Source organism: Streptomyces sp. NPDC044921, from assembly GCF_056432865.1.
Genome location: NZ_JBWKIF010000018.1, coordinates 1 through 25651, shown reverse-complemented (window position 1 = coordinate 25651; position 25651 = coordinate 1). Strand labels below are relative to the sequence as shown.

At 73.2% G+C, this 25651-nt stretch carries 22 protein-coding genes, 3 pseudogenes and 1 riboswitch; of the genes and pseudogenes, 11 read left to right on the top strand and 14 right to left on the bottom strand.

The features are described 5' to 3' along the window. Positions 1-29: 29 nt before the first annotated feature. From AC07DA_RS25905 to AC07DA_RS25895, 3 genes are read left to right on the top strand one after another with little or no spacing between them, the layout of a single operon-like run. Positions 30-1994, top strand: coding sequence for a glycosyltransferase (locus AC07DA_RS25905; RefSeq protein ID WP_479130590.1), 1965 nt, complete (start codon positions 30-32; stop codon positions 1992-1994). After that, a complete protein-coding gene (locus tag AC07DA_RS25900; RefSeq protein ID WP_479130589.1) occupies positions 1991-2431 on the top strand; it encodes a hypothetical protein in 441 nt (146 codons plus the stop codon). The genes AC07DA_RS25905 and AC07DA_RS25900 overlap by 4 nt, the downstream gene beginning before the upstream one ends. Then, a complete protein-coding gene (locus AC07DA_RS25895; protein ID WP_479130588.1) occupies positions 2428-3576 on the top strand; it encodes a glycosyl hydrolase in 1149 nt (382 codons plus the stop codon). Before AC07DA_RS25900 ends, AC07DA_RS25895 begins: the two co-directional genes overlap by 4 nt. 5 nt (positions 3577-3581) lie before the next feature. On the opposite strand, the gene AC07DA_RS25890 is transcribed toward AC07DA_RS25895, so the two are convergent. The 3 genes and pseudogenes from AC07DA_RS25890 to AC07DA_RS25880 form a co-directional block, all read right to left on the bottom strand. Then, positions 3582-4337: a polysaccharide deacetylase family protein gene (locus AC07DA_RS25890; protein WP_479130720.1), complete on the bottom strand. Its 756-nt coding sequence runs from the start codon at positions 4335-4337 to the stop codon at positions 3582-3584. 203 nt (positions 4338-4540) lie between these two features. Continuing rightward, positions 4541-5947, bottom strand: a complete 1407-nt coding sequence (locus AC07DA_RS25885) for a glycosyltransferase family 2 protein (RefSeq protein WP_479130587.1) — start codon at positions 5945-5947, stop codon at positions 4541-4543. A 19-nt stretch (positions 5948-5966) separates the two neighbouring features. Then, positions 5967-7051, bottom strand: a pseudogene (locus AC07DA_RS25880) (GNAT family N-acetyltransferase). Between the two features lie 171 nt (positions 7052-7222). Here AC07DA_RS25880 and AC07DA_RS25875 point away from each other — a divergent pair. Next, positions 7223-8071 (top strand): HAD family hydrolase, encoded by an 849-nt coding sequence (locus tag AC07DA_RS25875; protein WP_479130585.1) that lies wholly within the window; start codon positions 7223-7225, stop codon positions 8069-8071. Here the strand turns inward: AC07DA_RS25875 and AC07DA_RS25870 are convergent. Continuing rightward, positions 8035-8796: a transglycosylase SLT domain-containing protein gene (locus tag AC07DA_RS25870; RefSeq protein WP_479130584.1), complete on the bottom strand. Its 762-nt coding sequence runs from the start codon at positions 8794-8796 to the stop codon at positions 8035-8037. The genes AC07DA_RS25875 and AC07DA_RS25870 overlap by 37 nt on opposite strands. Before the next feature lie 3 nt (positions 8797-8799). Beyond that, positions 8800-8978, bottom strand: a riboswitch (cyclic di-AMP (ydaO/yuaA leader). 504 nt (positions 8979-9482) lie between these two features. Between AC07DA_RS25870 and AC07DA_RS25865 the strand changes: the two genes are divergently transcribed. The 4 genes from AC07DA_RS25865 to AC07DA_RS25850 all read left to right on the top strand — a co-directional run bounded on the left by AC07DA_RS25865 (position 9483) and on the right by AC07DA_RS25850 (position 13883). Further along, a complete protein-coding gene (locus AC07DA_RS25865; RefSeq protein ID WP_479130583.1) occupies positions 9483-10493 on the top strand; it encodes a polyprenyl synthetase family protein in 1011 nt (336 codons plus the stop codon). Positions 10494-10724: 231 nt separating this feature from the next. Further along, the gene (locus tag AC07DA_RS25860; protein WP_479130582.1) at positions 10725-11978 is read left to right on the top strand and encodes a LolA family protein; all 1254 of its coding nucleotides are present in this window, start codon (positions 10725-10727) and stop codon (positions 11976-11978) included. Between the two features lie 59 nt (positions 11979-12037). After that, complete coding sequence (locus AC07DA_RS25855; protein WP_479130581.1) at positions 12038-13018, top strand: ABC transporter ATP-binding protein; 981 nt, start codon at positions 12038-12040, stop codon at positions 13016-13018. Next, positions 13005-13883 carry an ABC transporter permease gene (locus AC07DA_RS25850; RefSeq protein WP_479130580.1) on the top strand — a complete coding sequence of 293 codons (879 nt, stop codon included), beginning with the start codon at positions 13005-13007 and terminating at the stop codon, positions 13881-13883. The genes AC07DA_RS25855 and AC07DA_RS25850 overlap by 14 nt, the downstream gene beginning before the upstream one ends. 22 nt (positions 13884-13905) lie before the next feature. On the opposite strand, the gene AC07DA_RS25845 is transcribed toward AC07DA_RS25850, so the two are convergent. From AC07DA_RS25845 to AC07DA_RS25835, 3 genes are all read right to left on the bottom strand, one after another. Continuing rightward, a complete protein-coding gene (locus AC07DA_RS25845; protein WP_479130579.1) occupies positions 13906-14487 on the bottom strand; it encodes a flavodoxin family protein in 582 nt (193 codons plus the stop codon). A 118-nt stretch (positions 14488-14605) separates the two neighbouring features. Then, positions 14606-15802, bottom strand: a complete 1197-nt coding sequence (locus tag AC07DA_RS25840) for an amidase family protein (RefSeq protein WP_479130719.1) — start codon at positions 15800-15802, stop codon at positions 14606-14608. Next, entirely contained in the window at positions 15799-16302 is a 504-nt protein-coding gene (locus AC07DA_RS25835; RefSeq protein WP_479130578.1) for a DUF6668 family protein, read from the bottom strand. The genes AC07DA_RS25840 and AC07DA_RS25835 overlap by 4 nt, the downstream gene beginning before the upstream one ends. Positions 16303-16462: 160 nt before the next feature. Here AC07DA_RS25835 and AC07DA_RS25830 point away from each other — a divergent pair, with 160 nt between their 5' ends. Then, positions 16463-18130 carry a tetratricopeptide repeat protein gene (locus AC07DA_RS25830; protein ID WP_479130577.1) on the top strand — a complete coding sequence of 556 codons (1668 nt, stop codon included), beginning with the start codon at positions 16463-16465 and terminating at the stop codon, positions 18128-18130. A 13-nt stretch (positions 18131-18143) separates the two neighbouring features. On the opposite strand, the gene AC07DA_RS25825 is transcribed toward AC07DA_RS25830, so the two are convergent. From AC07DA_RS25825 to AC07DA_RS25815, 3 genes are all read right to left on the bottom strand, one after another. Beyond that, entirely contained in the window at positions 18144-19094 is a 951-nt protein-coding gene (locus tag AC07DA_RS25825; RefSeq protein ID WP_479130576.1) for a M28 family metallopeptidase, read from the bottom strand. Between the two features lie 192 nt (positions 19095-19286). Further along, positions 19287-19760 carry a VOC family protein gene (locus tag AC07DA_RS25820; protein WP_479130575.1) on the bottom strand — a complete coding sequence of 158 codons (474 nt, stop codon included), beginning with the start codon at positions 19758-19760 and terminating at the stop codon, positions 19287-19289. Positions 19761-19882: 122 nt separating this feature from the next. Then, a complete protein-coding gene (locus AC07DA_RS25815) occupies positions 19883-20332 on the bottom strand; it encodes a winged helix-turn-helix transcriptional regulator (protein WP_479130574.1) in 450 nt (149 codons plus the stop codon). Between the two features lie 91 nt (positions 20333-20423). On the opposite strand from AC07DA_RS25815, the pseudogene AC07DA_RS25810 reads away from it, so the two are divergent. After that, positions 20424-21578 (top strand): annotated as a pseudogene (locus AC07DA_RS25810) (MFS transporter); the annotation flags it as partial. A gap of 80 nt (positions 21579-21658) precedes the next feature. Here AC07DA_RS25810 and rarD read toward each other — a convergent pair. Both rarD and AC07DA_RS25800 read right to left on the bottom strand, forming a co-directional pair. Further along, entirely contained in the window at positions 21659-22672 is a 1014-nt protein-coding gene (rarD, locus tag AC07DA_RS25805; protein WP_479130573.1) for an EamA family transporter RarD, read from the bottom strand. Positions 22673-22800: 128 nt separating this feature from the next. Continuing rightward, positions 22801-23655, bottom strand: coding sequence for an SDR family oxidoreductase (locus AC07DA_RS25800; protein WP_479130572.1), 855 nt, complete (start codon positions 23653-23655; stop codon positions 22801-22803). Between the two features lie 92 nt (positions 23656-23747). On the opposite strand from AC07DA_RS25800, the gene AC07DA_RS25795 reads away from it, so the two are divergent. After that, positions 23748-24128 (top strand): winged helix-turn-helix transcriptional regulator, encoded by a 381-nt coding sequence (locus AC07DA_RS25795; protein ID WP_479130571.1) that lies wholly within the window; start codon positions 23748-23750, stop codon positions 24126-24128. 31 nt (positions 24129-24159) lie between these two features. On the opposite strand, the gene AC07DA_RS25790 is transcribed toward AC07DA_RS25795, so the two are convergent. Together AC07DA_RS25790 and AC07DA_RS25785 are read right to left on the bottom strand one after the other, a co-directional pair. After that, the gene (locus AC07DA_RS25790) at positions 24160-25239 is read right to left on the bottom strand and encodes a 2-oxoacid:ferredoxin oxidoreductase subunit beta (RefSeq protein ID WP_479130570.1); all 1080 of its coding nucleotides are present in this window, start codon (positions 25237-25239) and stop codon (positions 24160-24162) included. Continuing rightward, positions 25232-25651 (bottom strand): annotated as a pseudogene (locus tag AC07DA_RS25785) (2-oxoacid:acceptor oxidoreductase subunit alpha); the annotation flags it as partial. The pseudogene AC07DA_RS25785 and the gene AC07DA_RS25790, both read right to left, overlap by 8 nt.

Sequence of the window (25651 nt, the reverse complement as noted above, 5' to 3'; positions counted from 1 at the left end):
GAGAGCCGAACCGCCAGGGGGGAACCACCGTGCGTCCGCCAGTAACGCCGAAGGAGAGATCCACGCCAGAACCCATACCGGCACGGGACGGCGCGACCACCCCCGGAAGCACTCCCGAGACCGCCAGCCAGTCCTCCAGCCCGTCGTCCTCGGAGTCGTCGAGCGCGGCCCCCGAGCCCGTCACGGACCTGTCCGACCTGAGCCCGCTCCGGCCCGGGCGCACCGCGCTCGCCTGGCCCGGCCTCCCGCTGCTCGCCGCGCTCGGGCTGTGGGCGTACGCCGTACGGCACACGGACGTCTCGCGGCTCGACGACTACGGCCTGGTCACCGCGCTGCACCCGGCGTTCTGGGCCGGACTGGCGGTGCTCACGGCCGGGTTCTGGTGCACGGTCCGCGATCCGCGCCGGCCCGGCGCCTGGGCGGCGGCGTACGTCCTCGGCCTGCTGGTCATGGAGCGGGCCACCCAGGCCGTGCTCTACCCGACGCCGCTCTACGCCTGGGCGTGGAAGCACGACGCGGTCATCGACCACCTGCTGACGGCCGGTGGTCTGCAGACGGCCGACCAGGTCGGCGACATGGCCGTGTACGACCAGTGGCCCGGCTTCTTCGCCGCCCAGGCCGCCCTGGTGCGGCTGCTGGGCGTGGAGTCGTCGGCGATGTTCATGGCCTGGTGGCCCCTGGTCTCCAGCCTGATGCTGCTGCTCCCGCTGCTGCTGATCTACCGCACCTTCACCGAGGACCGGCGGCTGATCTGGACCGCGGTGTGGCTCTTCTACGTCGCCAACTGGGTGGGGCAGGACTACTTCTCGCCGCAGTCGGTGGCCTACGCGCTGCACGTCGGGGTCCTCGCCGTCGTCCTGCGCCGCTTCGGCCGGTCCGCCGAGCTGCGCGGGCGGCCCCGGCAGGCGGTGTGGACGGTGGTGATCACGCTTCTGATCACGGCGATCGTCATCTCCCACCAGCTCACCCCGGGGATGCTGGTGGTCTGTCTGGTCGCCCTGTGCCTCAGCCGCCGCTACCGCGACTGGGTGCCGGTGGTCACCACGGTCGTCATCTTCCTGGCCTGGTGCCTGACGGCCGCGCTGCCGTTCCTGTCCGCCGCGATGCCCGACATGATCCGCGCCGTGGGGGACGTCGGCGCCAACGTCGAGACCGGCTACGGCGCCACCCCGACCGGCACCGGAGCCATCGTGACCTCCTGGGCGGCCCGGCTGCTGTCCGGCTCGGTCCTGCTGCTGGCGGCCGTCGGGGTGCTGCGCCAGCGGGTGCTGCGCCACCGGGCCCGGCCGCTGCTGCTGATCGCGGCGGCCCCGCTGCCGATGTTCGCGGCGAGCAGCTACGGCAGCGAGATGATCTTCCGGGTGCTGCTGTTCATGCTGCCGGGAGCCGCCTTCTTCGCCGCCGCCGCGATCCTGCCCAGGGTCCGCACGCTCGCCGCCGACGCCGCCGCCCAGGCGGCGGACGGCACGAGCGCCGCCCCTGCCCGGCCCGGCCGCGGCCGGGCCGCCGCCTGGGTGCCGCTGGCCGCGCTGCTCGGCGGCACCCTGGCCTTCGTCCCGGCCTACTCGGGCAAGGACCGGATCAACTACTTCCCGCCGCAGGAGGTCGCCCTCGTACGGCAGCTGTTCGACCAGGCGCCCGAGGGCTCGCTCGTCGTGGCCGCCAACCGCAACTACCCGCTCGCCTACGACTCCTACGGGAGCGTCGACCACTACTGGTTCCTGGACGACGCCCGCAGCCACGTCGACCGGATCGTCCGGGACCCGGCGGCCACGCTCGCCAGTGACATGTCCGGGGTGGAGCGGTCGGCCCGGGCCTACTTCCTGCTCACACGGGGGCAGCTGGCCAACTCCGAGATGAACGGGCAGCTCACCCGGGCGCAGCTGGACCGGATCCGGGACTCGGTCGCCGCCTCGCCGCGGTTCCGGCTCGTCGCGGAGAACGGCGCCGGATGGCTCTACGTACTGAGGCAGGCAGGGGGAGCGCAGCGATGACACCGCAGGATCTCGTGGTCCGGATGCTGCCGCCGTTCGGCGGCTGGCTGGCGCTCGCCGCGCTCGCCCTGCCCGGTGGATCGCCGCCGCGGGGCGCCGCGGTCGTGCTCTTCCTCGCGGCGGGCCCGGGCGCGGCCCTGGTCAGGATCTGCGCCCCGGCGTTCGCGGCGCGCCCCGCGGAAGGACCCGTCGAGCGACGCGCTCCCGGCTTCGCCCGCCACTCCGACCTGCTGGAGCGGCTGATGCTGACACTGTTCATGAGCATCGGCGCCGTGATGCTCGTGGCGACCGTACTGATCGCCGCGCACGCCTTCAGCGCGCAGCGCGTGCTGCTGACGCTGACACTGCTGACCACACTCGCCGCGTTCTGTCCGCCGCTGCGCGCCTCCCCGCCGGCGCGGACGACGCCGAGGACACCGAAGGGTTCCGCTCAGTGAGGTTCAACCGTCCCCACCGCCCCTTTCGCCGCGGGCACCACCCGACCGGACAGCACAGCGGGCCACCGCAGGAGGAACGGCGGCCCGCCGGCCCGTTCGCGTCGAGCCGGCGCCGGCTGCTGATCACGTCGGCGACGGTCGTCAGCGCGGTCCTGGTCGCCGTCCTCGCCCTGCGGAACGCCTCCGGGCCGCAGGAGCGGGGAGCCGCCGGTGCCAAGGCGGACTGCCGCCCCACGGAACTGCTGGAACCGCCCTGCGGCGCCTGGTTCGGCGCCTTCGTGCCGCACGAGCGGGACGACCTGCCGCAGAAGGTGCGCGCCTACGAGGAGCGCGTCGGCCGCCCGCTCGACATCGTGTACACGTACCACGACATGTCCCTGCCCGAGGGCACCCGCCGCGAGGGCCAGCTGCTCACACCGGAGGAGCGGCGCGTCGGCGAGGACCATCTGCTGCTGCTGTCCTGGGAGAGCAAGTGGTGGGGCGGTACGAAGCGGCAGCAGCCGACCTGGAAGCAGATCGCGGCCGGGGAGCTGGACGAGAAGGTCATCGACGTCCAGGCCCGGCGCATCAAGGACTACGGCAGGAAGGTGTTCCTCTCCTTCGACCTGGAGATGGACACCCGCACCCCGGCCAACGGCACGCCCGCCGAGTTCGTGGAGGCGTACCGGCACATCCACGACCGGTTCCGCGAGCTGGGCGTCGACAACGTGGTGTGGACGTGGATCACCACGGGGTACCTCGACCACGCCGACGTGATCAGGAAGATGTATCCCGGCGACGAGTACGTCGACTGGATCGGCTACAACCAGTACAACTACTACCGCTGTCACAACACCGGCTGGCTCACCTTCGCCCAGACGCAGGACGCCACGCACGAGTGGATCCGGACGAACATCTCCGACGACAAGCCGCTGATGCTCTCCGAGTTCGGCACGGCGGCGGACCCGGCCCGCCCGCAGCGGCAGGCCGAGTGGTACGCGCAGGTGCCCGGGGTGCTGAAGGACCTGGAGGGCGTCAAGGCGGCCCTCCAGTGGAACTACCGCGACCCCGGACCGCACTGCAACCTCGCCCTGGCCAACGACGCGGCCTGGGACAGCCTGCGCAAGGCGGTCGCCGACCCGTACCTCAACCAGCCGCTGAAGTAGCCGGGTCAGCCGGCGAACTCGGGCCCGCGCACCCGCGCGCGGGCCCGCCGGTACCACCGCCAGGCGATCGTCCTCGGCCCGTCCCGGTACGGAGCGACCCGCGCGCCCGTCCCGGCCAGCCAGCCCTCGACGTCGGCGACGGTGTGGCTGCGGCGCACGATGAGCCGGGCGATGCGGTACCGCTCGTCGCGGTCGGAGCTGAGCGCGTGGCGGACGGCGGTCGCCGTCTCGTAGCCGGCCCGGGCCGACACGGCCCGCACGCGCGGGCTGTTGTAGCCGTGCGGATAGGCGAGGTGCCGGACCTCGTGCCCGAGGGCGTCCTCCAGGACGGCCTTGGAGGCGCGCAGTTCGTACGCCAGGTCCTTCGCGGGCAGCGTGTCGAGCTGCGCGTGGGTGACCGTGTGGCTGCCGATCTCCATGCCGGAACGTTCCAGCTCCGCCACGTCCGCCAGCTTCATCATCGGGGCGGGCGGCAGCAGGCTGCGGCCGCCCGGGGCGATGGCGCCGGTGGTGAGATAGGCGGTCGCGGGCAGCGCCCGCTCGGCCAGCGCATCGGCGGTGGGGCCGGGCAGATCGGCGAAACCGTCGTCGAAGGTGAGCAGCACGGGCCGGGGCGGCAGGGGCGCCCGCCCGGCCAGGTGGTCGGCGACCGCGCTGATCGTGACGGGCGTGCGCCCACTGCGCACCACGGCGTCGAGATGCGCCCCGAACTGCTCCGGCGTCACCGTGAACTCGGCGATCCAGGCGGGCGGGTCGTCCATCACGGAGTGGTAGAGGAAGACGGGGATGGCAGGGGAGCCGGCGGCCTCGGCCACGTCGGCCCGGGCCGCCCTCCCCGGATCCGCACCGCCCGGCCGGCCGCCGGTGGCCGCCGGGGCTATCGGTCCCTCACCGTCCCGCGCCTCCCGCTCCCTGCCGCCTCTGCCGTTGCCCCGGCCCTTGCCGCGCGTACTCGTCGACGTCCTCATCTCGCCCCCCGCACACTCGCGCGCAGCGCACGCCGCGCCTTCAGGTAGCCGATCGGTCCGTACGCCATCCCCCTGCGCTGCAGGCGCGACAGCCGCCGCGGCCAGGGGTGGGCGCGCGCGTCGTGGTCCCCCGGCAGGCCGCCGCCGGCCGTCCCCTCCGTCTCGCGGACCGCCGTCAGGGACCGGGCGTGCGCCAGCCCGCGCGGCAGCCGCGCCAGGAACGCCGGCAGCAGCCCGGGCCGGTTCACCAGGACCGCGGTGAGATACGCCGTGAGCCCGGCACCGTAGCCGTACGCCTGGGTCTCCAGGTCCCGCCAGGTCTCCCGGTGGTGGTGCCAGACCAGGGCGGACGGGGTGTAGCGCAGGCGGTGCCCCTGGGCCAGGACCCGGACGAAGCCGTACAGGTCGTCCCCGCCCCGGGCGGCCGTGCCCGCACCGGTCGCCGGGTCGAAACCGCCGACCGCGCGCAGCACCTCGGTACGGAACGCCATGTTCGCGCCCGAGCCGAACCGCCCCGCCGTGAACGGGAACAGCGGCTCGTCGCCCGGCGGGTCCGCCGGGTCGTACGTCCTTGGAGTGAAGCCCTTGGCGAAGCCGCCGTGGCTCTCCAGCAGCACCTGGGCCGGTGTCGTCAGCCGCGCGGGCAGGATCAGCCCGGTGCTGCACCCCAGTGCGGCGTCGGCGGCGAAGGGCGCGGTCAGCTCGGTGAGCCAGCGCGGGTCGGCCACCACGTCGTCGTCCGTGAAGGCGACCACCTCGCCCCGCACGGCCGCCAGGCCCGTGTTGTGCGCGACCGCGAGGCCCGGCACCGGCTCGCACACGTACCGCACGCGCTCGGCGTACTTCCGCTCGACCAGCTCCCGCGTCCCGCTCGTCACGGGCGCGTTGTCGACCACGACGATCTCGAACCGCGGATGGTCCTGCGCGAGCAGCGAGTCCAGCGCCCGGGCCAGCTGCCCGGCACGCTCCCGGGTGGCCACGACGACACTGGCCCACGGCGGCCCCACCGACACCCCGGCTCCCGCGCCGACGGACTCCGCCGACGGACCGGTTCCCCCGTCGAGTCGCTCCACCGGCGAACCGGTGCGCTCCGCCGGCGAACCGGCTTCCGCGTCGGCGGGCTGCGTCGACGCACCGGCTTCCGCGTCCGCGAACTCCACCCGCGCCCGCCCGGCCAGCACGGTCCGCGGATCCGCCCCCGGCGGCACCCGCCCGAGCAGTGTGCCCACCGGGCGGCCACGTCGTCTGACCAGGACGAACACCTCGCCGTGCGTCACGGGCGGACTGCCCGGACCGGGCCTGAGCACCGCATCCTCGCCGTCCAGGTCCAGCTCGGCGACCTGCACCGCCCCGATGGCCAGGAACCGCCGTATCTCCTCCTGCGCACGCGCCGAACGGGTCATGCGCCCTCCCCCCTCGTCGTCAGGTACGGCGCAGCCGGGCCGCGCCCTTCAGGGTCCGCGCGGCCAGCGCGGCGAGCCGCGGCCGGCTGCGGACGAAGCTGTGCGCGCGGCGCGCCGGCTCGCGGCCCAGCCAGTGCAGCGCCGCGCCCGCCCCCGGCCGCGTCACCGCACCCTCGTACACGGGCAGTTCGCCCGTCTTCAGCGCGTCCTTGTACTCGGCCGCGCCCCGCCCCAGGTCGAGCGTGCCGATGCCCGCTGCGGCGGCCGCCTCGGCCATGCGCAGGTGCAGCACCAGGCCGGGCGAGAACTTCGCGAACTCCGGCTCGTAGGCCGGGAACCAGCAGGCCAGCACCGAGGCCGAGCGCAGCCCGAAGTGCGCGGCGACGGGCCGTTCGCCCGCGTACAGCACGGACAGCGTGCCGCTGCACTCCGGTGCCCGGGTGCGGGCCAGGTGCCCGACGAGCCGGGTTATCCACTCCTGCGCGAACCGGTCGCGGCGGCCGGTCCTGCGGTACTGCGCGGACTTCCACTCCATGAGCGTGCGCAGCGCGGCAGGGTCGCGTTCGTCGAACACGAACCGCACCTCACCGGCCTGCCGGCCCAGCCTGCGCTCCTTGGCCAGGGTGGTCTTCAGGAACTTCGGCGACTGGGCCCGCAGCACCGACTCGTAGGTCTCGTAGCCCTTCTCCACGTCGACCAGGTGAGTGGCGTGCTCCTCTGCCGCGTACCGCACGAACAGCCGCTGCTCGGCCTCCAGGTTGTCGAAGACGAAGGACGACAGCGAGCACGCCCGCAGCAGTTCGCCCGGCTCCAGGTCCAGGCCGGGCCGCAGGACCGCGCCCTGCGCGTCGGAGACCCCGAGCCCGATGGCCCGGCCCTGTCCCAACGGGCCGCTTCGTAGGGCAGGAAGCCGGCCGGCTCCGGGCCCTCGTAGACGACCGCGACCCGGGCCCGGGGCCTCACCCGACCGACGGCCTCGGTGAACTCCGGTTCCATGAAAGGGTTGCGTGGTGCCTTGGAGGCGGCGCGCAGCGCGCGCCAGCGCTCCCTTTCCCCTTCGCCGAGCTCCCCGGGCCCGGCCACGCGAATGCGCCCACTGTTCAACCTGACCCCCCGATCAAGTCCCCCCTGGACACTTGGAAGGTACCGCTCGATGCGGCCCCTCGGGTAGGTAGCGGACCATGTTGTTGCCAACCGGTGCAGAGGCCCTCAACCGGGCAATCGGCGTGCGCCGTGCGATGAAACGAACGGGCGCGTTGTCCGTATTCTCTGATCATGGCCGCACCCCTCGCATATTCCCTCATCGCCACCGACCTGGACGGGACGCTGCTGCGCGGCGACGACACCCTGTCCGACCGGTCCCTGACCGCGCTCGCGCGGGTGGCGGACGCCGGTGCCCAGCACCTCGTGGTGACGGGCCGCCCGGCGCCGAGAGTGCGGCCGCTCCTGGACGACCTGGGGTGCACGGGGCTCGCGGTGTGCGGGCAGGGCGCGCAGGTGTACGACGCCGGCGCGCACCGGCTGCTGTGGTCGGTCACCCTGGACCGGGAGCTGGCGGAGACCGCCCTCGGCAAGATCGAGGCCGAGGTGGGGGAGGTGTACGCGGCGGTCGACCAGGACGGGGTCGACGGGCTCACGCTCATCGAGCCGGGCTATCTCATGCCGCACCCGACGCTGCCCGCGGTGCGGGTCCACCGGCGCGACGAGCTGTGGGGCGAGCCGATCAGCAAGGTGCTGCTGCGCCACCCCTGCCTGTCGGACGACGAGCTGGCGGCGACGGCCCGCTCGGTGGTGGGTTCACTGGCGACGGTGACGATGTCGGGGCCCGGCACGGTCGAGCTCCAGCCGTGCGGCGTCACCAAGGCGACGGGCCTGGCGCTGGCCGCCGAGCACCTGGGGCTGCGGCCGGCCGACACCATCGCCTTTGGTGACATGCCCAACGACATCCCGATGTTCGACTGGGCGGCGCACGGCGTCGCGATGGCCAACGGTCATCCCGAACTCAAGGCCGTGGCCGACGAGATCACGCTGTCGAACGAGGACGACGGCATCGCCGTCGTCCTCGAGCGACTGCTGGGCGGGGCGGCTCAGTACGGGCCGTTGACGTTGTCGATCGAGCCGTAGCGGTCGGCCGCGTAGTTGCAGGCCGCCGTGATGTTGGCGACCGGGTCGTACGGGTCGTAGGGGGTGCCGGGCACGTGGTAGGCGGCGAAGGTCGGGTCGATGACCTGGAGCAGGCCCTTGGAGGGGGTGCCCTTGGCGGCGTTCGAGTCCCAGTTGTTGATCGCCTGCGGGTTGCCGGACGACTCCCGCATGATGTTGCGGTAGATGCCGTCGTACGATCCCGGAATGCCCTTCTGGGCCATGATGTCCAGCGCCTCGCGGATCCATCCGTCGAGGTTGTTCGCGTAGGTCTTCGCGGCGACCGGGGTGGCCCGCGTCACGCCACCGGCCGGCTTGGCCGGGGCGGACGACTGCGTGGCCTTCTTCTCGTCGGCGGCCTTGGCCGTCGCCACCTTGAGCTTCAGACCCGCGTGGATCACCCTCGGGTCGTCGCCGACGGCGGCGCGGTTGGCCTTGTACAGCTGCTTCCAGCCGCCGGACACGTCGTACTTCTCCGCGATGCCGTAGAGCGTGTCGCCCTTGGCCACGGTGTACGTGAGCGACGTGGCGGGCTGGGCCGCCTGCCGCACGGTCTGCGCGGCGGGCGCGCTCTGGGGCTCGGCGGCGTTCGCGTGCGTGGCGCCGAGGAGCGGCAGGGTCAGTGCCGCTCCGCCGGTGCCGACGGCGACGACACCACGGGTGATCGGGTTCCTGCTGGGGCGACGGTGCTTACCTCGTCCGGGCATGGCGATGTTCCTCTCCGGCGCCTGCGAGGTGAGCTGTCGGGTTCGGGCCGGGAGGTGCCCGGCCGCACACGGCGTGGTGCTGTCGTGCGCGGCTTCACCCCGAGCCGGTCCTTGTCGCGGACCGGCGACTTACCTGGGTCCCCCGCTCCTGCCCTGCGTGAGTGAGTCGGTGTGTGTGGGGAGTCCGGGCGGCGGCAGGATTCGGCGGTCCGCCGGACTGCGCCGGAACGTATGCGACAGCACATGCCGGGAACAAGCGCCGGAGTCACACAGGGTGCCGGATGACCTTGGTCAGAGGGCAAACGGCCGCTTGATCCTTTGCGCGAGCCAAGGCTCAACTCGCTTTCCGCGGAAGGAGGGAGCGTTCGGCGCCCGGGGGCGGCCGCGAAGCGGACGAAGTGATTCAATTCACTGATCACGACCTCGGGCGCAATGTTCCGTAAAGGGTGTTCGCTTCGTCAATGTCGCAAATCCCACATAGGTCGCGAATTCCTGGTAAGTCGGAACATGTCCATTCTTATGAGCCGATCGAAAACATAGCGGTCGTGATCGGATACCACCCGGCCTGTAACCATGGGCGCTGGCGGTGATCGAAACGTGACCGGATACGCTGACTCGAGTGATGTCAGCGACCTATCGACAATCCGCGTAAGCACCGGCAGACACCAGCAGACAGGAGACCCCTCGTGACCGACGTCGGGCCGTTCGGGCTGAGCGTGCGGGACCAGGCTCTGGAAGCCGATGTCCAGGCCGGACTGGCGGCTGTCGAGGAAGGCCTGCTAGAGGCCACCAAGAGTGAGGTGCCCTTCATCACGGAGGCCGCCCAGCACCTGGTGCGGGCCGGTGGCAAGCGGTTCCGGCCGCTGCTCGTGATGCTCGCCGCCCAGTTCGGCGACCGGTACGCACCCGGCATCGTGCCGTCGGCCGTCGTCGTGGAGCTGACCCACCTCGCCACGCTGTACCACGACGACGTCATGGACGAGGCCGCCGTCCGCCGCGGGGTGGACAGCGCCAACACCCGCTGGGGCAACTCGGTCGCGGTCCTCACCGGTGACTTCCTCTTCGCCCGCGCCTCGCACATCCTGGCCGACCTCGGCCCGGAGGCGGTGCGGGTGCAGGCCGAGGCGTTCGAGCGGCTGGTGACCGGGCAGATCCTGGAGACGGCCGGACCGCAGGACGGCCGCGACCCGGTCGAGCACTACCTGGACGTGCTGGGCGGCAAGACCGGCTCGCTGGTGGCCGTCTCGTGCCGGTTCGGCGCGATGATGTCCGGCGCCGACGAGACGGTGGTGCACGTGCTGACCCAGTACGGCGAGCGGCTCGGCGTCGCCTTCCAGCTCGCCGACGACGTCCTCGACATCGCCTCCGACTCCCACGAGTCCGGCAAGACCCCCGGCACCGACCTGCGTGAGGGCATCCCGACCCTGCCGGTGCTGCGGCTGCGCGAGCGGGCGGCCCGGCTCGGCCTCGCCGAGGACGTCGCCCTGTGTGAACTGCTGGACTCCGACCTCACCGACGACGACCGGCACGCCGAGGCCCTGCGCCTGCTGCGCGCCCACCCGGCGCTGGAACAGGCCCGCCGGGACACCGTCCGCTACGCCGAGGACGCCCGCTCGGCGCTGGCGCCGCTGCCCGAGTGCGCCGCGAAGACGGCGCTCGTGGAGCTGTGCGACGCGGTGGTGCACCGGGCCGGCTGACCGCCCCGCCGCCCCCGACCCCTACGGGTCGGGGGAGAAGCCGCCCTTCCGTGTCATACCCCAGCAGTACGCGGAGTTGAGTCCGGGGTCTGACGTATCCGCCCGCCCGATTTGGTCAGATGGAAACCACGGAAAACACCACTCCTCACCAGTTCGGGTGAGAATGGCGGCTCAGGGACGAGTGCGTGCACGACACGGACAGCCGCCGCCGACCACGGAGGTAGGGCACACATGGCACCGTACGCATCCGACGACAGCACGACCGGCGGGGAGGTCGACGAGCAGCACTCCCGGCGGCGCAGGGCCGCCCGGTACGTCGTCCCGGTCACGGTGGTGGGGGTGGCGGCCGCGACGATCGGCCTGGTCCCCGCACTCGCCGACTCCGGTGACCCCGACCTTCCGAAGATCACCGCCCAGCAGCTCATCGAGAAGATCGCCGCGTCCGACACCGAGCAGCTCTCCGGCACGGTGAAGATCAGCACCGACCTCGGCCTGCCGAACCTGGGGGGTCTGGAGTCCGGCCTGATGTCCGGCGCCGCGGGCCGGGGCGAGGGCGGCTCCTCCGCCGACCCGAGCGCCAAGCTCACCGAACTGGCCTCCGGCACGCACACCCTGCGCGTCGCCGTCGACGGCCCGGACCGGCAGAAGCTGTCGCTGCTGGAGAACGCCGCCGAGTACAGCCTCATCCACAACGGCAAGGACGTGTGGGCCTACGACAGCAAGTCCAACGAGGTCTACCACGGCACCGCCTCCGGCGGCCCCGAGCACGACAGGGAGCAGCAGCCGCCGGCCACGCCGAAGGGTTTCGCCGAGGAGGCCCTGAAGGCCGTCGACGACACGACCTCCGTGACCGTGGACGGCACCGCCCAGGTCGCCGGCCGGGACGCCTACAAGCTGCTCGTGAAGCCGAAGCAGTCCGGCTCGACGGTCGGCGCGATCACCGTGGCCGTGGACGCGGAGACGGGCACGCCGCTGAAGTTCACGCTGACCCCGTCGAGCGGCGGCGCCGCCGTCGTCGACGTGGGCTTCACCCAGGTCAGCTTCGCCAGGCCGGCCGCCTCGACCTTCGACTTCACCCCGCCGAAGGGCGCGAAGGTCACCGAGGAGGAGGACGCCGGCAAGGAGACCGGCAGGGACTTCGAGAAGGGCTTCGGGAAGGGCTTCGACAAGGGCGGGCCCCGCGGGCACGCCCCCGAGGCCGGGAAGGACCGCGGCGCGGGACCCGACGGCATGAAGACCATCGGCGAGGGCTGGAACGCCATAGCGACCTTCGACACCGGCGGCGAGGGCGTGCCCTCCGGCGAGGCGGCCGGCGCGTTCGGCGGCTTCCTCGACTCGCTCGGCGACAAGGTCACCGGCGAGTTCGGCAAGGGCACGGTCTTCTCCACCCGCCTGATCAACGCCCTGGTCACCGACGACGGCAAGGTCTACGTGGGCGCCGTCACCAAGGACGCGCTCGTGAAGGCGGCCGACGCCGGGAAGTAAGTCCCGTGCCCGCACCGGGCGTCGGCCCGGTGCGGGACGCCGAGAGAACGAGGAAGCCGATGGGCGAGCCGTCCGCCACGGAGCCGGAGCAGCCGGGCGAGCAGGCCGGGGAGCCGGTCATCGCCACCCGCGCGCTCACCAAGCGCTACCGCGGCGGGCAGCTCGCCGTCGACCACCTGGACCTCACCGTCCCGGCGGGCAGCGTCTTCGGCTTCCTCGGGCCCAACGGCTCGGGCAAGACCACCACCATCCGCATGCTGATGGGCCTGATCGAGCCCACCTCCGGCACGGCGCGGGTCCTCGGGCAGCCCATGCCCGAGGCCACCCGGGCCGTGCTCCCGCACGTCGGCGCCCTCATCGAGGGCCCGGCCCTCTACGGCTTCCTCTCCGGCCGCGACAACCTGCTGCGCTACGACGCGGCCGACCCGGCCGCCGATCCGCGCACCCGGCGGGCCCGGGTCGCCGCCGCCCTGGACCGGGTGGGCCTGACGGCCGCGGCGGGCAAGAAGGCCAAGGCGTACTCGCTCGGCATGAAGCAGCGCCTGGGCCTGGCCGCCGCACTGCTCCGGCCGCGCGTGCTGCTGGTCCTGGACGAGCCGACCAACGGCCTGGACCCGCAGGGCATGCGCGAGATCCGCGCCCTGGTCCGCGAACTCGCCTCGGACGGCACGACCGTCTTCCTCTCCTCCCACCTCCTCGACGAGATCGAGCAGGTCTGCACGCACGCGGCCGTGATGGCCCGGGGGCGGCTCCTCACCCAGGGCCCGGTCGCCGAGCTGGCGGCAGGCGCGCGCGGCCGGCTGGTGGTGACCACGCCGGACGGGGCGGAAGCGGCCCGGGTGTTGAAGGAACAGGGCGCCGGCGACCTCGCCGTCACCGGCGACCGGGTGGCCGGCGATCCGCCGGACCGCGACCTGGCCGAGGTGAACGCCGCGCTGGTCGCGGCGGGGGTGCGGGTCCGCGGCTTCACGGTCGAACGGGCCTCGCTGGAGGACGCGTTCGTGGCACTGACCGGGGAGGGCTTCGATGTCGCGGGCTGAAGTGGCGCCGACCGCGCGGCCGGTGAGCGGGCTGTGGACCTTCGGGTTGCTGCGCAACGAGCTGGCCACCACCTTCCGGCGCTGGCGCACCCTGGCGCTGCTGGCCGTGCTGGCGGGCGTGCCGGTCCTGGTCGGCATCGCCGTCAGGATCGAGACGAGCGACGGTTCCCCGCCCGGCGGCGGGGGCGGGGCAGGCCCGGCCTTCATCGCGCAGATCACCAACAACGGCCTGTTCCTGGTCTTCACGGCCCTGGCCGCGACGCTGCCGTTCTTCCTGCCGATGGCGGTCGGTGTCGTCGCGGGCGGCGCGATCGCCGGCGAGGCCAACGCCGGGACCCTGCGCTACCTGCTGGTGGCCCCGGCCGGCCGCACGCGCCTGCTGCTCACCAAGTACGCGACGGTCGTGCTGTTCTGCCTGGCGGCCACGCTTGTGGTCGCCGTCTCGGCCCTGGCCGTCGGCGCGCTGCTCTTCCCGCTCGGCGACCTGACGACGATCTCCGGAACGCGGATCGGCTTCGCCGAAGGCCTGGGCAGGGCCCTGCTGATCGCCCTGGCCGTCGCCGCGTCACTGATCGGCGTCGCGGCGCTCGGCCTGTTCGTGTCGACGCTGACCAACAGCGGCATCGGGGCGATGGCGACGACGGTGGGCCTGCTGATCACCGTGCAGATCCTCGACCAGATCCCGCAACTGCACGCCGTCCACCCGTACTTCTTCTCGCACTACTGGCTGTCCTTCGCCGACCTCATGCGCGAGCCGGTCTACTGGGACGAGCTGACGAAGAACCTCGGCCTGCAGGCCCTGTACGCGGCCGTGTTCGGCACGGCCGCCTGGGCGCGCTTCACGACGAAGGACGTCACGGCCTAGGCGGACCGGCCGGCGCCGGACCTCACCGCTCGTACGGGAACCGCGCGAGCGGTGCTTCCTGGTCGAAGAACGTCTTGGCCCGGGTCAGGGCTGCGGTGTCGTTCAGCACGTCACCGGGCTTGCTGCCGTTGCCGAGCAGCACACCGCCGAAGCGCATCCCCATGTAGGCGGCGGAGTTGCTGAGCGTGCCGACCAGCGGGTCGGCGACGACCTCCTCCTCGTGCGCCAGGGCGGTCACCCCCCACAGGGTGCGTCCGGCCAGGGTCGCCTTGAAGTCGATCCCGGGCGTGCGCAGCCAGCCGGACCAGTGGTCCAGGTAGCGCTTGGTCTGCGCGGAGACCGAGTACCAGTACAGCGGTGAGGCGATCACGATGTCCGTCGCGGCGAGCGTGGCGTCGAGCAGCAGGGCCGTGCTGCCCTCGGTCGGGCGGACGTGGTCGCTGTCGTGCCGCAGGTCCTCGAACTCGGGGAGCGGGTGCTCGGTGAGGTCGATCCACTGCTGTTCGACGCCCGGCGGCAGCTGCTCGGCGGCCCGGCGGGCCAGCAGCTCGGTGTTGCCGTCGGCGCGGGCGCTGCCCAGGACGAAAAGGAAGCGGCGGGTCATGGCTGTCCCCCTTGAACACTCGGCGTACGTCAATTACACGCGCTTGCATCATATGTATATGCAAGCAAGTCTGCCAAGTGGTGCCGGTCCGTGCGGCGGGGAAGCCCTCGCGTCCTCGTCAGACCTCCGTGTGAGCCTCTGCCTCCCGCGCCACGGCGAGCAGCAGCGCCTCCCGCCCGTGTGGTGCCACGAGCTGGAGCCCGGCCGGGCAGCCGTCGCTGCCGAAACCCGCGGGCAGGCTCAGCGCCGGGTGCCCGCTGAGGTTGAAGGCCCAGGTGAGTGAGGTGGAGTAGCGCTCACCCGGCCCGTCGTGGCCGTGCGGGGCGGTCGGGGCCGTCGGCGTCAGCAGCAGTGACGCCTCGGCGAACACGCCGGCCAGCCGCCGGTCGTTGACGGCCCGGACGTGAGGGGCCGCGTCGAGGCCCGGTGCCGGCCCGCTCCCGGACGGACCGGCACCGGGTGCGCGCAGGGTGAGCCAGGCGGGCCCGGGGTCCGTCAGCCGCACCGGCGCCCGCGACCGCACGAGCCGTACGACACCCGCCGCCGCGAGCCGCTCGGCCAACGCCCGGGCCAGGGCGACGGGCTCCGGGTCGGGCTCGTCGAAGCCCAGGTCGGGCGACCAGACGGCGGGAAGGGGGAGGCGCGGACGCGCGGCCGCCGGTTCGCCCGACACCGCCTGCCACCACACCGCCGCGTCCGACGCCGAGCGGGCGAGCACGCCCGGTGCGGCCAGGCCCGTGCGGTCGGCGCAGCGGAGCCGTCCGTTGGTGGTCTTCAGTCCGAGCACCCCGCACCAGGCCGCCGGGATGCGCACCGACCCGGCCCCGTCGGCGCCCGTCGCCAGCGGCACCAGCCCGGCCGCCACCGCGACCGCGGCCCCGGCCGACGAGCCGCCCGGCGTCCGGTCGGCCCGCCACGGGTTGACGGTCCGGCCCCGGGCCCCGAGCCCCCAGGTCTGCCACGCGGTCCCCGGCCCGGGCACGGAGGTCGCCCCCACGGCGACGGCACCGGCGGCGAGCAGCGGGCCCGCCGCGCGCAGCCCGTGCCGCCCCTTCACGGCGACCGGCACACCGGCCAGCGGCAGCGCCCCGCCCCCGCCGGAGCCGGCGCCCGCCTCCGCGTTCGCGTCCAGCAGCGCGTCCAGCTCCGCCGCCCGGCGCAGCGCCTCCTCGTGCCACACCTCGGCGAACGCGCACAGCCGCGGATCGGCCCGGTCGATGCGTTCCAGAGCCGCCGCGACGACGTCGGCCGCGCGCAGCCGCCGGGCACGGACGCCCGCCGCGAGCTCCCCGGCCGAGGGCCGGACGGTCGTCAGCGCACCACTCCCGTCAGCCGGGCCAGGGCCTCCGTCCCGCGCGGCGGACGGCCGAGCTCACCGAGCCGCCACGCGGGCACCCAGGGCACGCGGTACACGTCGACGACCGACTCCAGCGACTTCACGCGCTGGGCGAGCGGACGCGGCAGCCGGCCCGGGGCGTCCGCCACCAGGACGACGGCGTCGAGGTCCAGTTCCCCAGGGGCCTGGCCGCGCCGGAAGGCCTCCACCGCGCCGGCGGCCGAGTCGAGACCGGCCGCGTGCGTCCGGGCGACCAGCAGCACCGAGGGCGGTGCGCCGGCCCCGGGCCAGGAGCGGCCGCTGTCATGGCCGCCGTACACCGCCGCCAGCGTGGAGACGCCCGCCCCGCCGTGTGTGCCGACCCAGGAGAAACGCCGTGCCGCGGCACGGTCGTGCGCGGGCCCGGGACCGGTCGGGGCCGGGCCGGTCACCGGGGGCCGGAGCCAGATCTCCGGTCCCTGTCGCATGCCTGTGTGCATGCCCTTCTCCTCCCTCGTGCACCCGGTCCCCATGCCCTGCGGAAGGGTGCGTTCCGGGGTGGACGGGGCTTGGGACGAGCCTGTGACACCCCGGTGACGTGAGAAACGGGGGCGAGCGGACACACTCGACACTAGGTGTACGACACCCAGTGAGGGGACGATGTCGCGACTCAGCCGCGAGAAGAAGCGGGAACAGAAGCAGGCCGCGCGCGCGGCGACCCCGGCGGCGCCGATCGACGTCCATGTCCCCGGGGCCGGAGCGGACGCGGGAGCGGGAGCGAGCGGGGTGTCCGAGGGCGCCTCGGTCGGCGGTGTCCGCGTCTTCGCGGCCCCCGGCGAGGAGATCCAGCAGGCCGTTCTCGGCCGCCTCCACCACATCGCCCTGGCCACGGGCCACTCCGTCCTCGCCACGATCCACGACGAGCGGATCGGCTACGTCGTCCCGCTCCGGGTCGACCCGGACGGCTCCAGCCACTTCACGGCCGAGCCGACGCTCATGTCCCCGGCCGGGCCGACGCGCACGTCCCCCGCGGGGCCGGAGAGCCCGGCTCCGGCCGGGCCGGTGCACACGTTCCCGGCCGAGCCCGGCGCCATGCCGCCCGCCGGGCCGGTACAGGCGCCCCCGGCCGGACCGGTACACGCGCCCCCGGCCGGACCGGTACACGTGGCAGCTCCGGCCGAGCCGTCAGGCCCGGCTCCCGCACGGCCCGCCCACCCGTCTGCCGGTGAGCCGGTGCCCATGCCTCCAGCGCGGCCGGGGCACGCGGCAGCTCCGGCGGAGCCCTCGCCCGGGGACCCCGCCCAGCCCTCGCGCCCCCACCTCGCCCAGCCCTCGCGCTCCCGCCCTCCCGGACCCGTGCACACGCCCCCGGCCGGGGCGGAGCGGCCCGCGGGTGACCGGGCCACGCACGTCCTGGGTCCCGTGTCGGAGCCGGAGCGCGGCACCGCCCCGACGTTCCCGCTGCGCGCGGCGGCCGAGCCGCAGCCGGCGGACGAGCCCGTGCCGACCTTCGAACTGCGCACGGTCCAGGAGCACGCACCGCGGGACAGGCCCCCGGCCACGCCGGAGGACGCGGCACCGGCGACGCCGCAGGACAGGCCCCTGGCCACGCCGCAGGACGCGGCACCGGGCGTGCGGACGCCGCCCGGCACCGTCGCACCGCCCACCGGGGCGTTCGGCCCGCCGCCCCCAATGGACGCCCGGCCGCTGCCGCTGCCGGAGTCGGGTCCCGGGCCTCGGCCCGGGCCGGTCCCGGAAGCCGCCCTGCTCGCCGCCGACCCCGACCCCAAGCCCACCCCCGCCCGCGGTTTCGACGCCGTCGCGGAGGCCGTGCTCGGGGACGAACCCCTCGGCGCCCCGGGCGACTCCGCCACGCCCGCGCTCCTCGCGGAGCCGGTCGCGCGGATCAACGAGGCGGTGAAGGAGGGCCGGATCGAGGTGGCGGCCGGCCTGGCCGACCAGACGGTCGCACAGGCCTCCGGAACGCTGGGGCCGCAGCACCCGGAGGTGCTCCGGCTCCGCGAACTGACCGCGTACATCGCCTACTTGGGCGGCGACCCGCTGCGCGCCTTCCACCTCTCGCTCGACCTGGCCGGTGCCCGGCGCAGGGCCGGTGACGCGGAGGGCGCCTACGGCAGCGTACGGAGCGCGGCCACCGCCTGGCGTGCCGTGCGCGATCCGGCCCTGGGGCTGGAGCTGGGGAGCGACCTGGTCGGCCTGTGGACCGAGCTCGCCTCCGAGGGCGGTCCCGCCGCCGAGGAGATCGAGGAGCTGGAGTCGGCCCGCGCCCGCATGGGTCGTCTCACCGCGCGCGCCCGCACCCGGTGAGCGAGCCCGGGGGCTACTCGGACAGCTCCCACACGGCGTGCGCCAGGGCGTCGCTGTTGCGGTCGAGGGCCGTGTCGTTGATGTTGGCGGTGGTGTCGCAGGAGGAGTGGTAGCAGCGGTCGAACGCCTGCCCCGCCGTCCCGCCCCACTTGGCCGCCTGCGCCGCCGTCTTGGTCCGGCCGGCCCCGGTGAACAGGCCCCCCACCGCGATCCCCGCGCTCTTGAAGGGCGCGTGGTCGGAGCGGCCGTCGCCCTCGGTCTCGATCTCGGTCGGGACGCCGATGCCGGTGAAGTAGTCCTTGAAGGTCTTCTCGATCGCCGGGTCGTCGTCGTAGACGAAGTAACCCGGGTTCGGGGAGCCGATCATGTCGAAGTTCAGGTAGGCGCTGATGCGTGAACGGTCGCCGGTGGTCAGGCGGTTGACGTAGTGGCGGGAGCCGACGAGGCCGAGTTCCTCGGCGCCCCACCAGGCGAACCGCAGGTGCTTGGTGGGCTTGTACTGCGCCCGGGACACGGCGAGGGCGGTCTCCAGGACGGCGGACGAGCCGGACCCGTTGTCGTTGATGCCGGGCCCGGAGGAGACGCTGTCCAGGTGTGAGCCGGCCATCACGACCCGGTTCGTGTCACCGCCGGGCCAGTCGGCGATCAGGTTGTAGCCGGTGCGGCCGGAGGCGGTGAACTGCTGGACGGTCGTGGTGTATCCGGCCGCGTCCAGCCTGGCCTTGAGGTAGTCGAGCGAGGCCTTGTAGCCGGCGCGGCCGTGCGCCCGGTTGCCGCCGTTGGCGGTGGCTATGGACTGCAGCTGGGACAGGTGGGCCTTGACGCCCGCCAGGGGTATGTCCGGCGCGGCGGCCGCTCGGGAGGGTGCCGGGGACGCGGCGTCGGCCACGGCACCGCCGGTCAGCAGCATGGCGGTCGCCATGCCGCCCGCCGCGGCGGCGCGCGCGGAAACGGAGAGCTTCATGTGGGGGCTCCGGATTCCCTTGGGGCCGCTCGTGGGGTGTCCACGGGCGGCCCACAGTGAATGGGGTGCCTGGATGGTGAAGCTGGTACTGACTCTCCGTCAAGACTGCTATCCGGCCACGGCGTTGCCGCACCCGCCCGGCCCGTCCGCCGGGCCCGCCGCGTCAGCCGGACCGGTCCGGGGCGACCGTCGTCACTGCACGCAGAACTCGTTGCCCTCCTGGTCCGCCATCACGAGCCACTCGCCGCCCTGCTCCTTCACCCGCCGCAGCACTCTCGCCCCGAGCGTCTCCAGCCGGGCGGCCTCCTGCTCACGCCGCCCCCCGCCCGGGTGCAGGTCGAGGTGGAGCCGGTTCTTGCCCGTCTTGGCCTCCGGCACCCGCTGGAACAGCAGCCGCCGCCCCAGCCCCGTCCCGCTCTCCTCCTCGAACGGGTCCTCGGGGTGCCGTACGGCGACCAGGTCCCGGAAGGCGCGGCGGCCGTGGAACTCGACGGTCGCCTCCTCGGGCAGGATCCCGGTTCCGAGCAGCCTCTCGATGAGGGCGCTGTTGTCCTCGACCTCGTACCGCAGCGCCGCGGCCCAGAAGTCGGCCTGCGCGTGCGGGTCGGCGGCGTCGATGACGACCTTGAAGTGCACGGGGGTGGGTGATGCCGGTGTCTGTGTCATGTCACCACTTGTACGGGTCAGGGGAGGGGGCGTGCGGGGAAAACGCCGGCCGGCGCGGTGGAGTGCTGCGGCGACCGCGAGAGGGCGCGGGCGCACCGGGCCCGCCGGGACCTTCGAGGCGCCTAGGACGCCGTAGCCCGAGCCGCCTCCGCCTCGCGCGCGTCGTAGGCGGTACGGGCCGCCGCGATCTCCTCCTGGTGCTCCTCGGTCCAGGTCACCAGGGACTGGATCGTGGTGTGCAACGTCCTGCCGAGGGAGGTCAGTTCGTACTCGACGCGCGGCGGCACCACCGGATGCACCGTGCGCTTCACCAGCCCGTCCCGCTCCAGCGAGCGCAGCGTCACGGTCAGCATCCGCTGGCTGACCCCGTCGATCTCCCGGCGCAGCTCGGTGAAGCGCAGCCGCCGGTTCTCCAGCAGCGCGATGACCAGCAGGGACCACTTGTCGGCGATCCGGTCGAGGATCTGCCGGACCTGGCAGTCCTCGCGGGTGTCCCACTGGAAGGGGTCGGCGTCGCCGTAGTCGACGGTGCTCGCGCAGTTACTCGGTGACTTCGAAGTGCCTTCTTCCATGTCCGTCGATGCTGCCGCAGGGTGGTCGGGGTTACAAGAGGGAACCGACCCTCGGTTGCGTAACCTCCCTTTCCCGGAGGAGTGTTGATTCATGGGCACGCGTGCCTGGGCGTTGCTGCTCGTCCTGTGCGGAACGATCTTCCTGGAGGGCGCCGACGTCGCGATGATGGCGGTGGCCGTCCCGGCCATCCGCTCCGATCTGGGCCTGGCCACCGGCACAGCGGCCTGGGTGCTGAGCGCCTACGTGCTCGGATACGCCGGCTTCACCCTCCTCGGCGGCCGTGCCGCCGATCTGCTCGGCCGGCGCCGGATGTTCCTGCTCTGGCTCACCGTCTTCCTCGCCTTCTCCGGACTCGGCGGCCTCGCGACGGAAGGCTGGATGCTGATCGTCGCCCGGTTCGTCACCGGCGTCGCCGCCGCGTTCATGACCCCGGCCGCCCTCTCCCTGATCACCACGTCCTACGCGGAGGGCCCGCGGCGCAACAAGGCCCTGCTCGTCTTCGCCGGGACCGGCGCGGCCGGCTTCTCCCTCGGCCTGGTCATCGGCGGCCTGCTCACCGAGCTCGGCTGGCGCTGGGTGTTCTTCGCGCCCGTGCTGCTGACCGCCGCGCTGCTCGTCGCGGCCGTGCGCCTGGTGCCCCGGCAGGACACCCCGCCCGCGCGGCGGCGCACCTTCGACCTGCCCGGCGCGATCACCGCCGCCGGCGCCATGCTGCTGGCCGCCTACACCGTCGTGCGCCTGGAACACGGCCTGCGCGGCTGGCCGCTCACCCTGGCCTGCGCGCTCGCGGCCCTACTGCTGGCCGGTGCCTTCGTCGGGTGGGAGCGCCGCTGCCCGGACCCGCTCGTCCGCCTCGGGATCCTGCGCCGGGGCCCGGTCGTCCGTGCCGACCTGGGGGCGCTGCTCTTCCTCGGTGCCTTCTTCGGCTTCCAGTTCGTCGTCACGCTCTACCTGCAGGAACTGCGCGGCTGGTCCTCCCTCCAGACCGCCGTCGCGCTGATCGTCATGGGCGTCGACGCGGTCCTCGCGCCGACCCTCACCCCGAGACTGGTCGCCCGCTTCGGCAACGCCCGGGTGATCCTCGGCGGATTCCTCCTGGGAGTCGCCGCCTACGCCCTGTTCCTGCCGGTCGGCATGGACTGGTCCTACGCGATGATGTTCCCGACCCTGCTGCTGTCCGGCCTCGCGTTCGCCCTGGCCTACGGGCCGCTGACCATCGCGGCGACGGACGGCGTCGACGAGTCGGAACAGGGCCTGGCCGGCGGGCTGCTGACCACGGCGACGCAGTTCGGTTCCGCGATCGGCATCTCGGCGGTGACCGCGGTCTACGGCCTGGCGTCCACCGGGTCCGGCCCCGAGGCCACGCTGTCGGCCTTCCGCGCCGCACTGGTCGTGCCGGTGGTCCTGGCGGTGCTGGGCGCGCTGATCTCGGTGGTCAGCGCGCGGGAGGACCGGCGGGCGGTGCGCAGCGCGTCCCCGGTGAGCAGCGCCAGCGCCAGCCACACCAGCGCGAACCCGGCCCAGCGCTCCGGCGGCATCTCCTCGTGGAAGTAGAGGACGCCGAGCAGGAACTGGAAGACGGGCGTCATGTACTGCAGCAGGCCGATGGTGGACAGGGGCACGCGGATGGCGGCCGCGCCGAAGCAGACCAGCGGGAGCGCGGTGACGATGCCGGCCGAGGCGAGCAGCGCCGCGTGCCCCGCGCCCTCGGCGGCGAAGGTGGCCTCGCCCCGCGCGCCCAGCCACATCAGGAAGGCGAGCGCGGGCAGGAACTGGATCGCGGTCTCGGCGGCCAGCGACTCGGTGCCGCCGAGGTTCACCTTCTTCTTCACCAGCCCGTACGTGGCGAAGGAGAAGGCGAGGCAGAGGGAGATCCAGGGCAGTCGGCCGTAACCGATGGTCAGCACCACGACCGCCGCGCAGCCGGTCCCGACCGCCGCCCACTGCGCCGGCCGCAGCCGCTCCTTCAGCAGCAGCACGCCCATGGCGATGGTGACCAGCGGGTTGATGAAGTACCCGAGCGAGGCCTCGACGACGTGCCCGGAGTTCACGGCCCAGATGTACAGGCCCCAGTTGACGGTGATCACCGTCGCGGCGACCGTGATCAGGCCCAGCCTGCGCGGCTGCCGCAGCAGCTCGCCCGCCCAGGCCCAGCGGCGCAGCACGAGCAGGGCGGCACCGACGAAGACCAGCGACCACACCATCCGGTGGGCCAGGATCTCCGTCGCCCCGGCCGGCTTCAGCAGGGGCCAGTAGAGGGGCACCAGGCCCCACATGCCGTAGGCCGCGAAGCCGTTCAGCAGTCCTATGTGCCGCTCACCCCTCGGCTTGCGCGTCACGGGCCCCTCCTTCGCACGTCCTGTCCGCGTGCTCGACGGTAACGCCGAGGGCCCCCGGCTGTCATGCCCGTATCGGCATACGGTCATGACAGCCCGGGGGCGGGGGGTGCGCGTGCTCCCGCCGGGCGTCAGCCCTTGAGCGCGGCGGCGACGGCCTCGGAGAGCGGGGTGGTCGGACGGCCGGCCAGGCGGGACAGGTCGCCGGTGGACACGACGAGCTCGCCCTTCTCGATGGAGGCGTCGACGCCCGCGAGGATCCGCGCGAACGGCTCGGGCAGCCCCGCGCCGGCCAGGATGGAGACCAGGGCCTCGGTGGAGACGGGCTGGTAGGCGATCTCCCTGCCGGTCTGCCGGCTCAGCTCGGCCGCGTACTCGGCGAAGCTCCAGGCGGTGTCGCCGCCCAGTTCGTAGGTCTTGTTCCCGTGTCCCTCGCCGGTCAGCACGGCGACGGCGGCGGCGGCGTAGTCGGCGCGGGAGGCGGAGGAGACCCTGCCCTCGCCGGCCGCGGCGACGACCGCGTCGTGCTCCAGCACCGGGGCGAGGTTCTCGGTGTAGTTCTCGTGGTACCAGCCGTTGCGCAGCAGGGCGTAGGGCACGCCGGAGTCCAGCAGGAGCTCCTCGGTGCCGCGGTGGTCGTCGACCAGCGAGGCGGTCAGGGTGCCCGGGGCGCTGGTGTAGGCGAGCAGGGCGACACCGGCCGCCCTGGCCGCGTCGATGACGACCTTGTGCTGCCGCACACGGCCCTTGTCGAACTCGTTGCCGGAGATCAGCAGCACCTTGTCACCGGCGGAGAACAGGCCGTCGAAGGTGGCGGGGGAGTTGTAGTCGGCGCGGGCGACCCGGACGCCGCGCTCAGCGAAGCCGGCGGCCTTCCCCGGGTCGCGGACGACCGCGGTGATCTGCTCGGCCGGGACCTTCTCCAGCAACTGCTCCACGACGTGACGGCCGAGGTGTCCGGTGGCTCCGGTGACGACGATGCTCATGGTGTGGACTCTCCTTGGTGGGATGCGATGGTACTAACCATAGGAGAAGCGCTAACTATCGGAAAGTACCCACCTTGAAGTAAGGTACTGGCATGGCAGTAAGTGAGTTCGAGGCGCTGTGTCCGTACCGGCTCGTCCTGGAGCACGTCACCAGCCGCTGGGGCGTGCTCGTGCTGATCGAGCTTCTGGACCGCCCGCAGCGCTTCAGCGAGCTGCGCCGGGCGATCGGCGGCTACGGGGGCCGCGGCGTGAGCGAGAAGATGCTCACCCAGACCCTCCAGACCCTGGAGCGCGACGGCCTGGTCCACCGCGACGCCAAGCCCGTCATCCCGCCCCGCGTCGACTACTCGCTCACCGGCCTGGGCCGCGAGGCGGCCGAGCAGGTCCGCGCCCTCGCGCAGTGGACGCGCCACCGCATGGACGACGTGGAGCGGGCACGCCGGGCGTACGACGAGGCCCGGGCCGCCTCGTAGCGGTCCCGGGCCCGTGGTGTGACGCGGCGGGTCAGCCGACGACCGTCCAGGTGTCGCCGCCCGACAGCAGCGCGGCCAGGTCGCCCTTGCCGTGCTGCTCGACGGCGTGGTCCAGCTGGTCGGCCATCTGCGTGTCGTAGACGGGCCGGTCGACCGAGCGGAACACGCCGATCGGGGTGTGGTGCAGGGTGTCCGGGTCGGCGAGCCGGGACAGGGCGAACGCCGTGGTCGGCGACGGGGAGTGCGCGTCGTGGACGAGGATCCGCCCCTCGTTCTCCGGCGTCACCGCGACCACCGTCAGGTCCCCGGTCAGCTGGTCCCGCACGACACCCTTGGACTGGTCGGCGCCGAAGCGGATCGGCAGGCCGTGCTCCAGGCGGATCACGGCCTCCTCGGCCTGCTGCTTGTCCTTCAGGGCGTCGAAGGCGCCGTCGTTGAAGATGTTGCAGTTCTGGTAGATCTCGATCAGCGCCGTGCCCTGGTGGGCGGAGGCCTGACGCAGCACCTCCGTCAGGTGCTTGCGGTCGGAGTCCACCGTCCGCGCCACGAACGACGCCTCCGCGCCGATCGCCAGCGACACCGGGTTGAACGGCGCGTCCAGCGAGCCCATCGGCGTCGACTTGGTGATCTTCCCGACCTCGGAGGTCGGCGAGTACTGGCCCTTGGTCAGACCGTAGATCCGGTTGTTGAACAGCAGGATCTTCAGGTTCACGTTGCGGCGCAGGGCGTGGATCAGGTGGTTGCCGCCGATCGACAGCGCGTCGCCGTCACCGGTGACCACCCACACCGACAGGTCGCGGCGCGAGCTGGCCAGACCCGTGGCGATGGCCGGGGCGCGGCCGTGGATGGAGTGCATCCCGTAGGTGTTCATGTAGTACGGGAAGCGGGAGGAGCAGCCGATGCCGGAGACGAAGACGATGTTCTCCTTCGCCAGCCCCAGCTCGGGCATGAAGCCCTGCACCGCGGCGAGGATGGCGTAGTCACCGCAGCCCGGGCACCAGCGCACCTCCTGGTCGGACTTGAAGTCCTTCATCGACTGGCGGCCCTCGGCCTTGGGGACCAGGGACAGCGCTTCGACGGTGCCGGTGCCTTGCGTGGACGTCTCAGCCATCGATGGCCTCCTTCAGAGCCGCGGCGAGCTGCTCCGCCTTGAACGGCATGCCGTTGACCTGGTTGTACGAGTGCGCGTCGACCAGGTACTTCGCCCGGATGAGCGTGGCGAGCTGCCCGAGGTTCATCTCGGGCACCACCACCTTGTCGTAACGCTCCAGCACGGAGCCCAGATTCCGCGGGAAGGGGTTGAGGTGGCGCAGGTGGGCCTGCGCGACCGACTCCCCGGCCCTGCGCAGCCGCCGCACGGCCGCCGTGATCGGCCCGTAGGTGGAGCCCCACCCGAGGACCAGGGTGCGGGCGCCGTCGGGGTCGTCGACCTCGACGTCCGGGACGTCGATGCCGTCGACCTTGGCCTGCCGGGTGCGCACCATGAAGTCGTGGTTGGCCGGGTCGTAGGAGATGTTGCCCGA

Excerpts from the sequence above, each read along its gene's own strand:
- AC07DA_RS25845 (WP_479130579.1), bottom strand. The coding sequence starts at position 14,487 with ATGACCCGCCGCTTCCTTTTCGTCCTGGGCAGCGCCCGCGCCGACGGC.
- AC07DA_RS25860 (WP_479130582.1), top strand. The coding sequence starts at position 10,725 with ATGGCACCGTACGCATCCGACGACAGCACGACCGGCGGGGAGGTCGAC.
- AC07DA_RS25850 (WP_479130580.1), top strand. The coding sequence starts at position 13,005 with ATGTCGCGGGCTGAAGTGGCGCCGACCGCGCGGCCGGTGAGCGGGCTG.
- AC07DA_RS25830 (WP_479130577.1), top strand. The coding sequence starts at position 16,463 with ATGTCGCGACTCAGCCGCGAGAAGAAGCGGGAACAGAAGCAGGCCGCG.
- AC07DA_RS25815 (WP_479130574.1), bottom strand. The coding sequence starts at position 20,332 with ATGGAAGAAGGCACTTCGAAGTCACCGAGTAACTGCGCGAGCACCGTC.
- AC07DA_RS25900 (WP_479130589.1), top strand. The coding sequence starts at position 1,991 with ATGACACCGCAGGATCTCGTGGTCCGGATGCTGCCGCCGTTCGGCGGC.
- AC07DA_RS25825 (WP_479130576.1), bottom strand. The coding sequence starts at position 19,094 with ATGAAGCTCTCCGTTTCCGCGCGCGCCGCCGCGGCGGGCGGCATGGCG.
- AC07DA_RS25875 (WP_479130585.1), top strand. The coding sequence starts at position 7,223 with ATGGCCGCACCCCTCGCATATTCCCTCATCGCCACCGACCTGGACGGG.
- AC07DA_RS25870 (WP_479130584.1), bottom strand. The coding sequence starts at position 8,796 with ATGCCCGGACGAGGTAAGCACCGTCGCCCCAGCAGGAACCCGATCACC.
- AC07DA_RS25855 (WP_479130581.1), top strand. The coding sequence starts at position 12,038 with ATGGGCGAGCCGTCCGCCACGGAGCCGGAGCAGCCGGGCGAGCAGGCC.
- AC07DA_RS25820 (WP_479130575.1), bottom strand. The coding sequence starts at position 19,760 with ATGACACAGACACCGGCATCACCCACCCCCGTGCACTTCAAGGTCGTC.
- AC07DA_RS25795 (WP_479130571.1), top strand. The coding sequence starts at position 23,748 with ATGGCAGTAAGTGAGTTCGAGGCGCTGTGTCCGTACCGGCTCGTCCTG.
- AC07DA_RS25890 (WP_479130720.1), bottom strand. The coding sequence starts at position 4,337 with ATGGACGACCCGCCCGCCTGGATCGCCGAGTTCACGGTGACGCCGGAG.
- AC07DA_RS25885 (WP_479130587.1), bottom strand. The coding sequence starts at position 5,947 with ATGACCCGTTCGGCGCGTGCGCAGGAGGAGATACGGCGGTTCCTGGCC.
- AC07DA_RS25800 (WP_479130572.1), bottom strand. The coding sequence starts at position 23,655 with ATGAGCATCGTCGTCACCGGAGCCACCGGACACCTCGGCCGTCACGTC.
- AC07DA_RS25835 (WP_479130578.1), bottom strand. The coding sequence starts at position 16,302 with ATGCACACAGGCATGCGACAGGGACCGGAGATCTGGCTCCGGCCCCCG.
- AC07DA_RS25790 (WP_479130570.1), bottom strand. The coding sequence starts at position 25,239 with ATGGCTGAGACGTCCACGCAAGGCACCGGCACCGTCGAAGCGCTGTCC.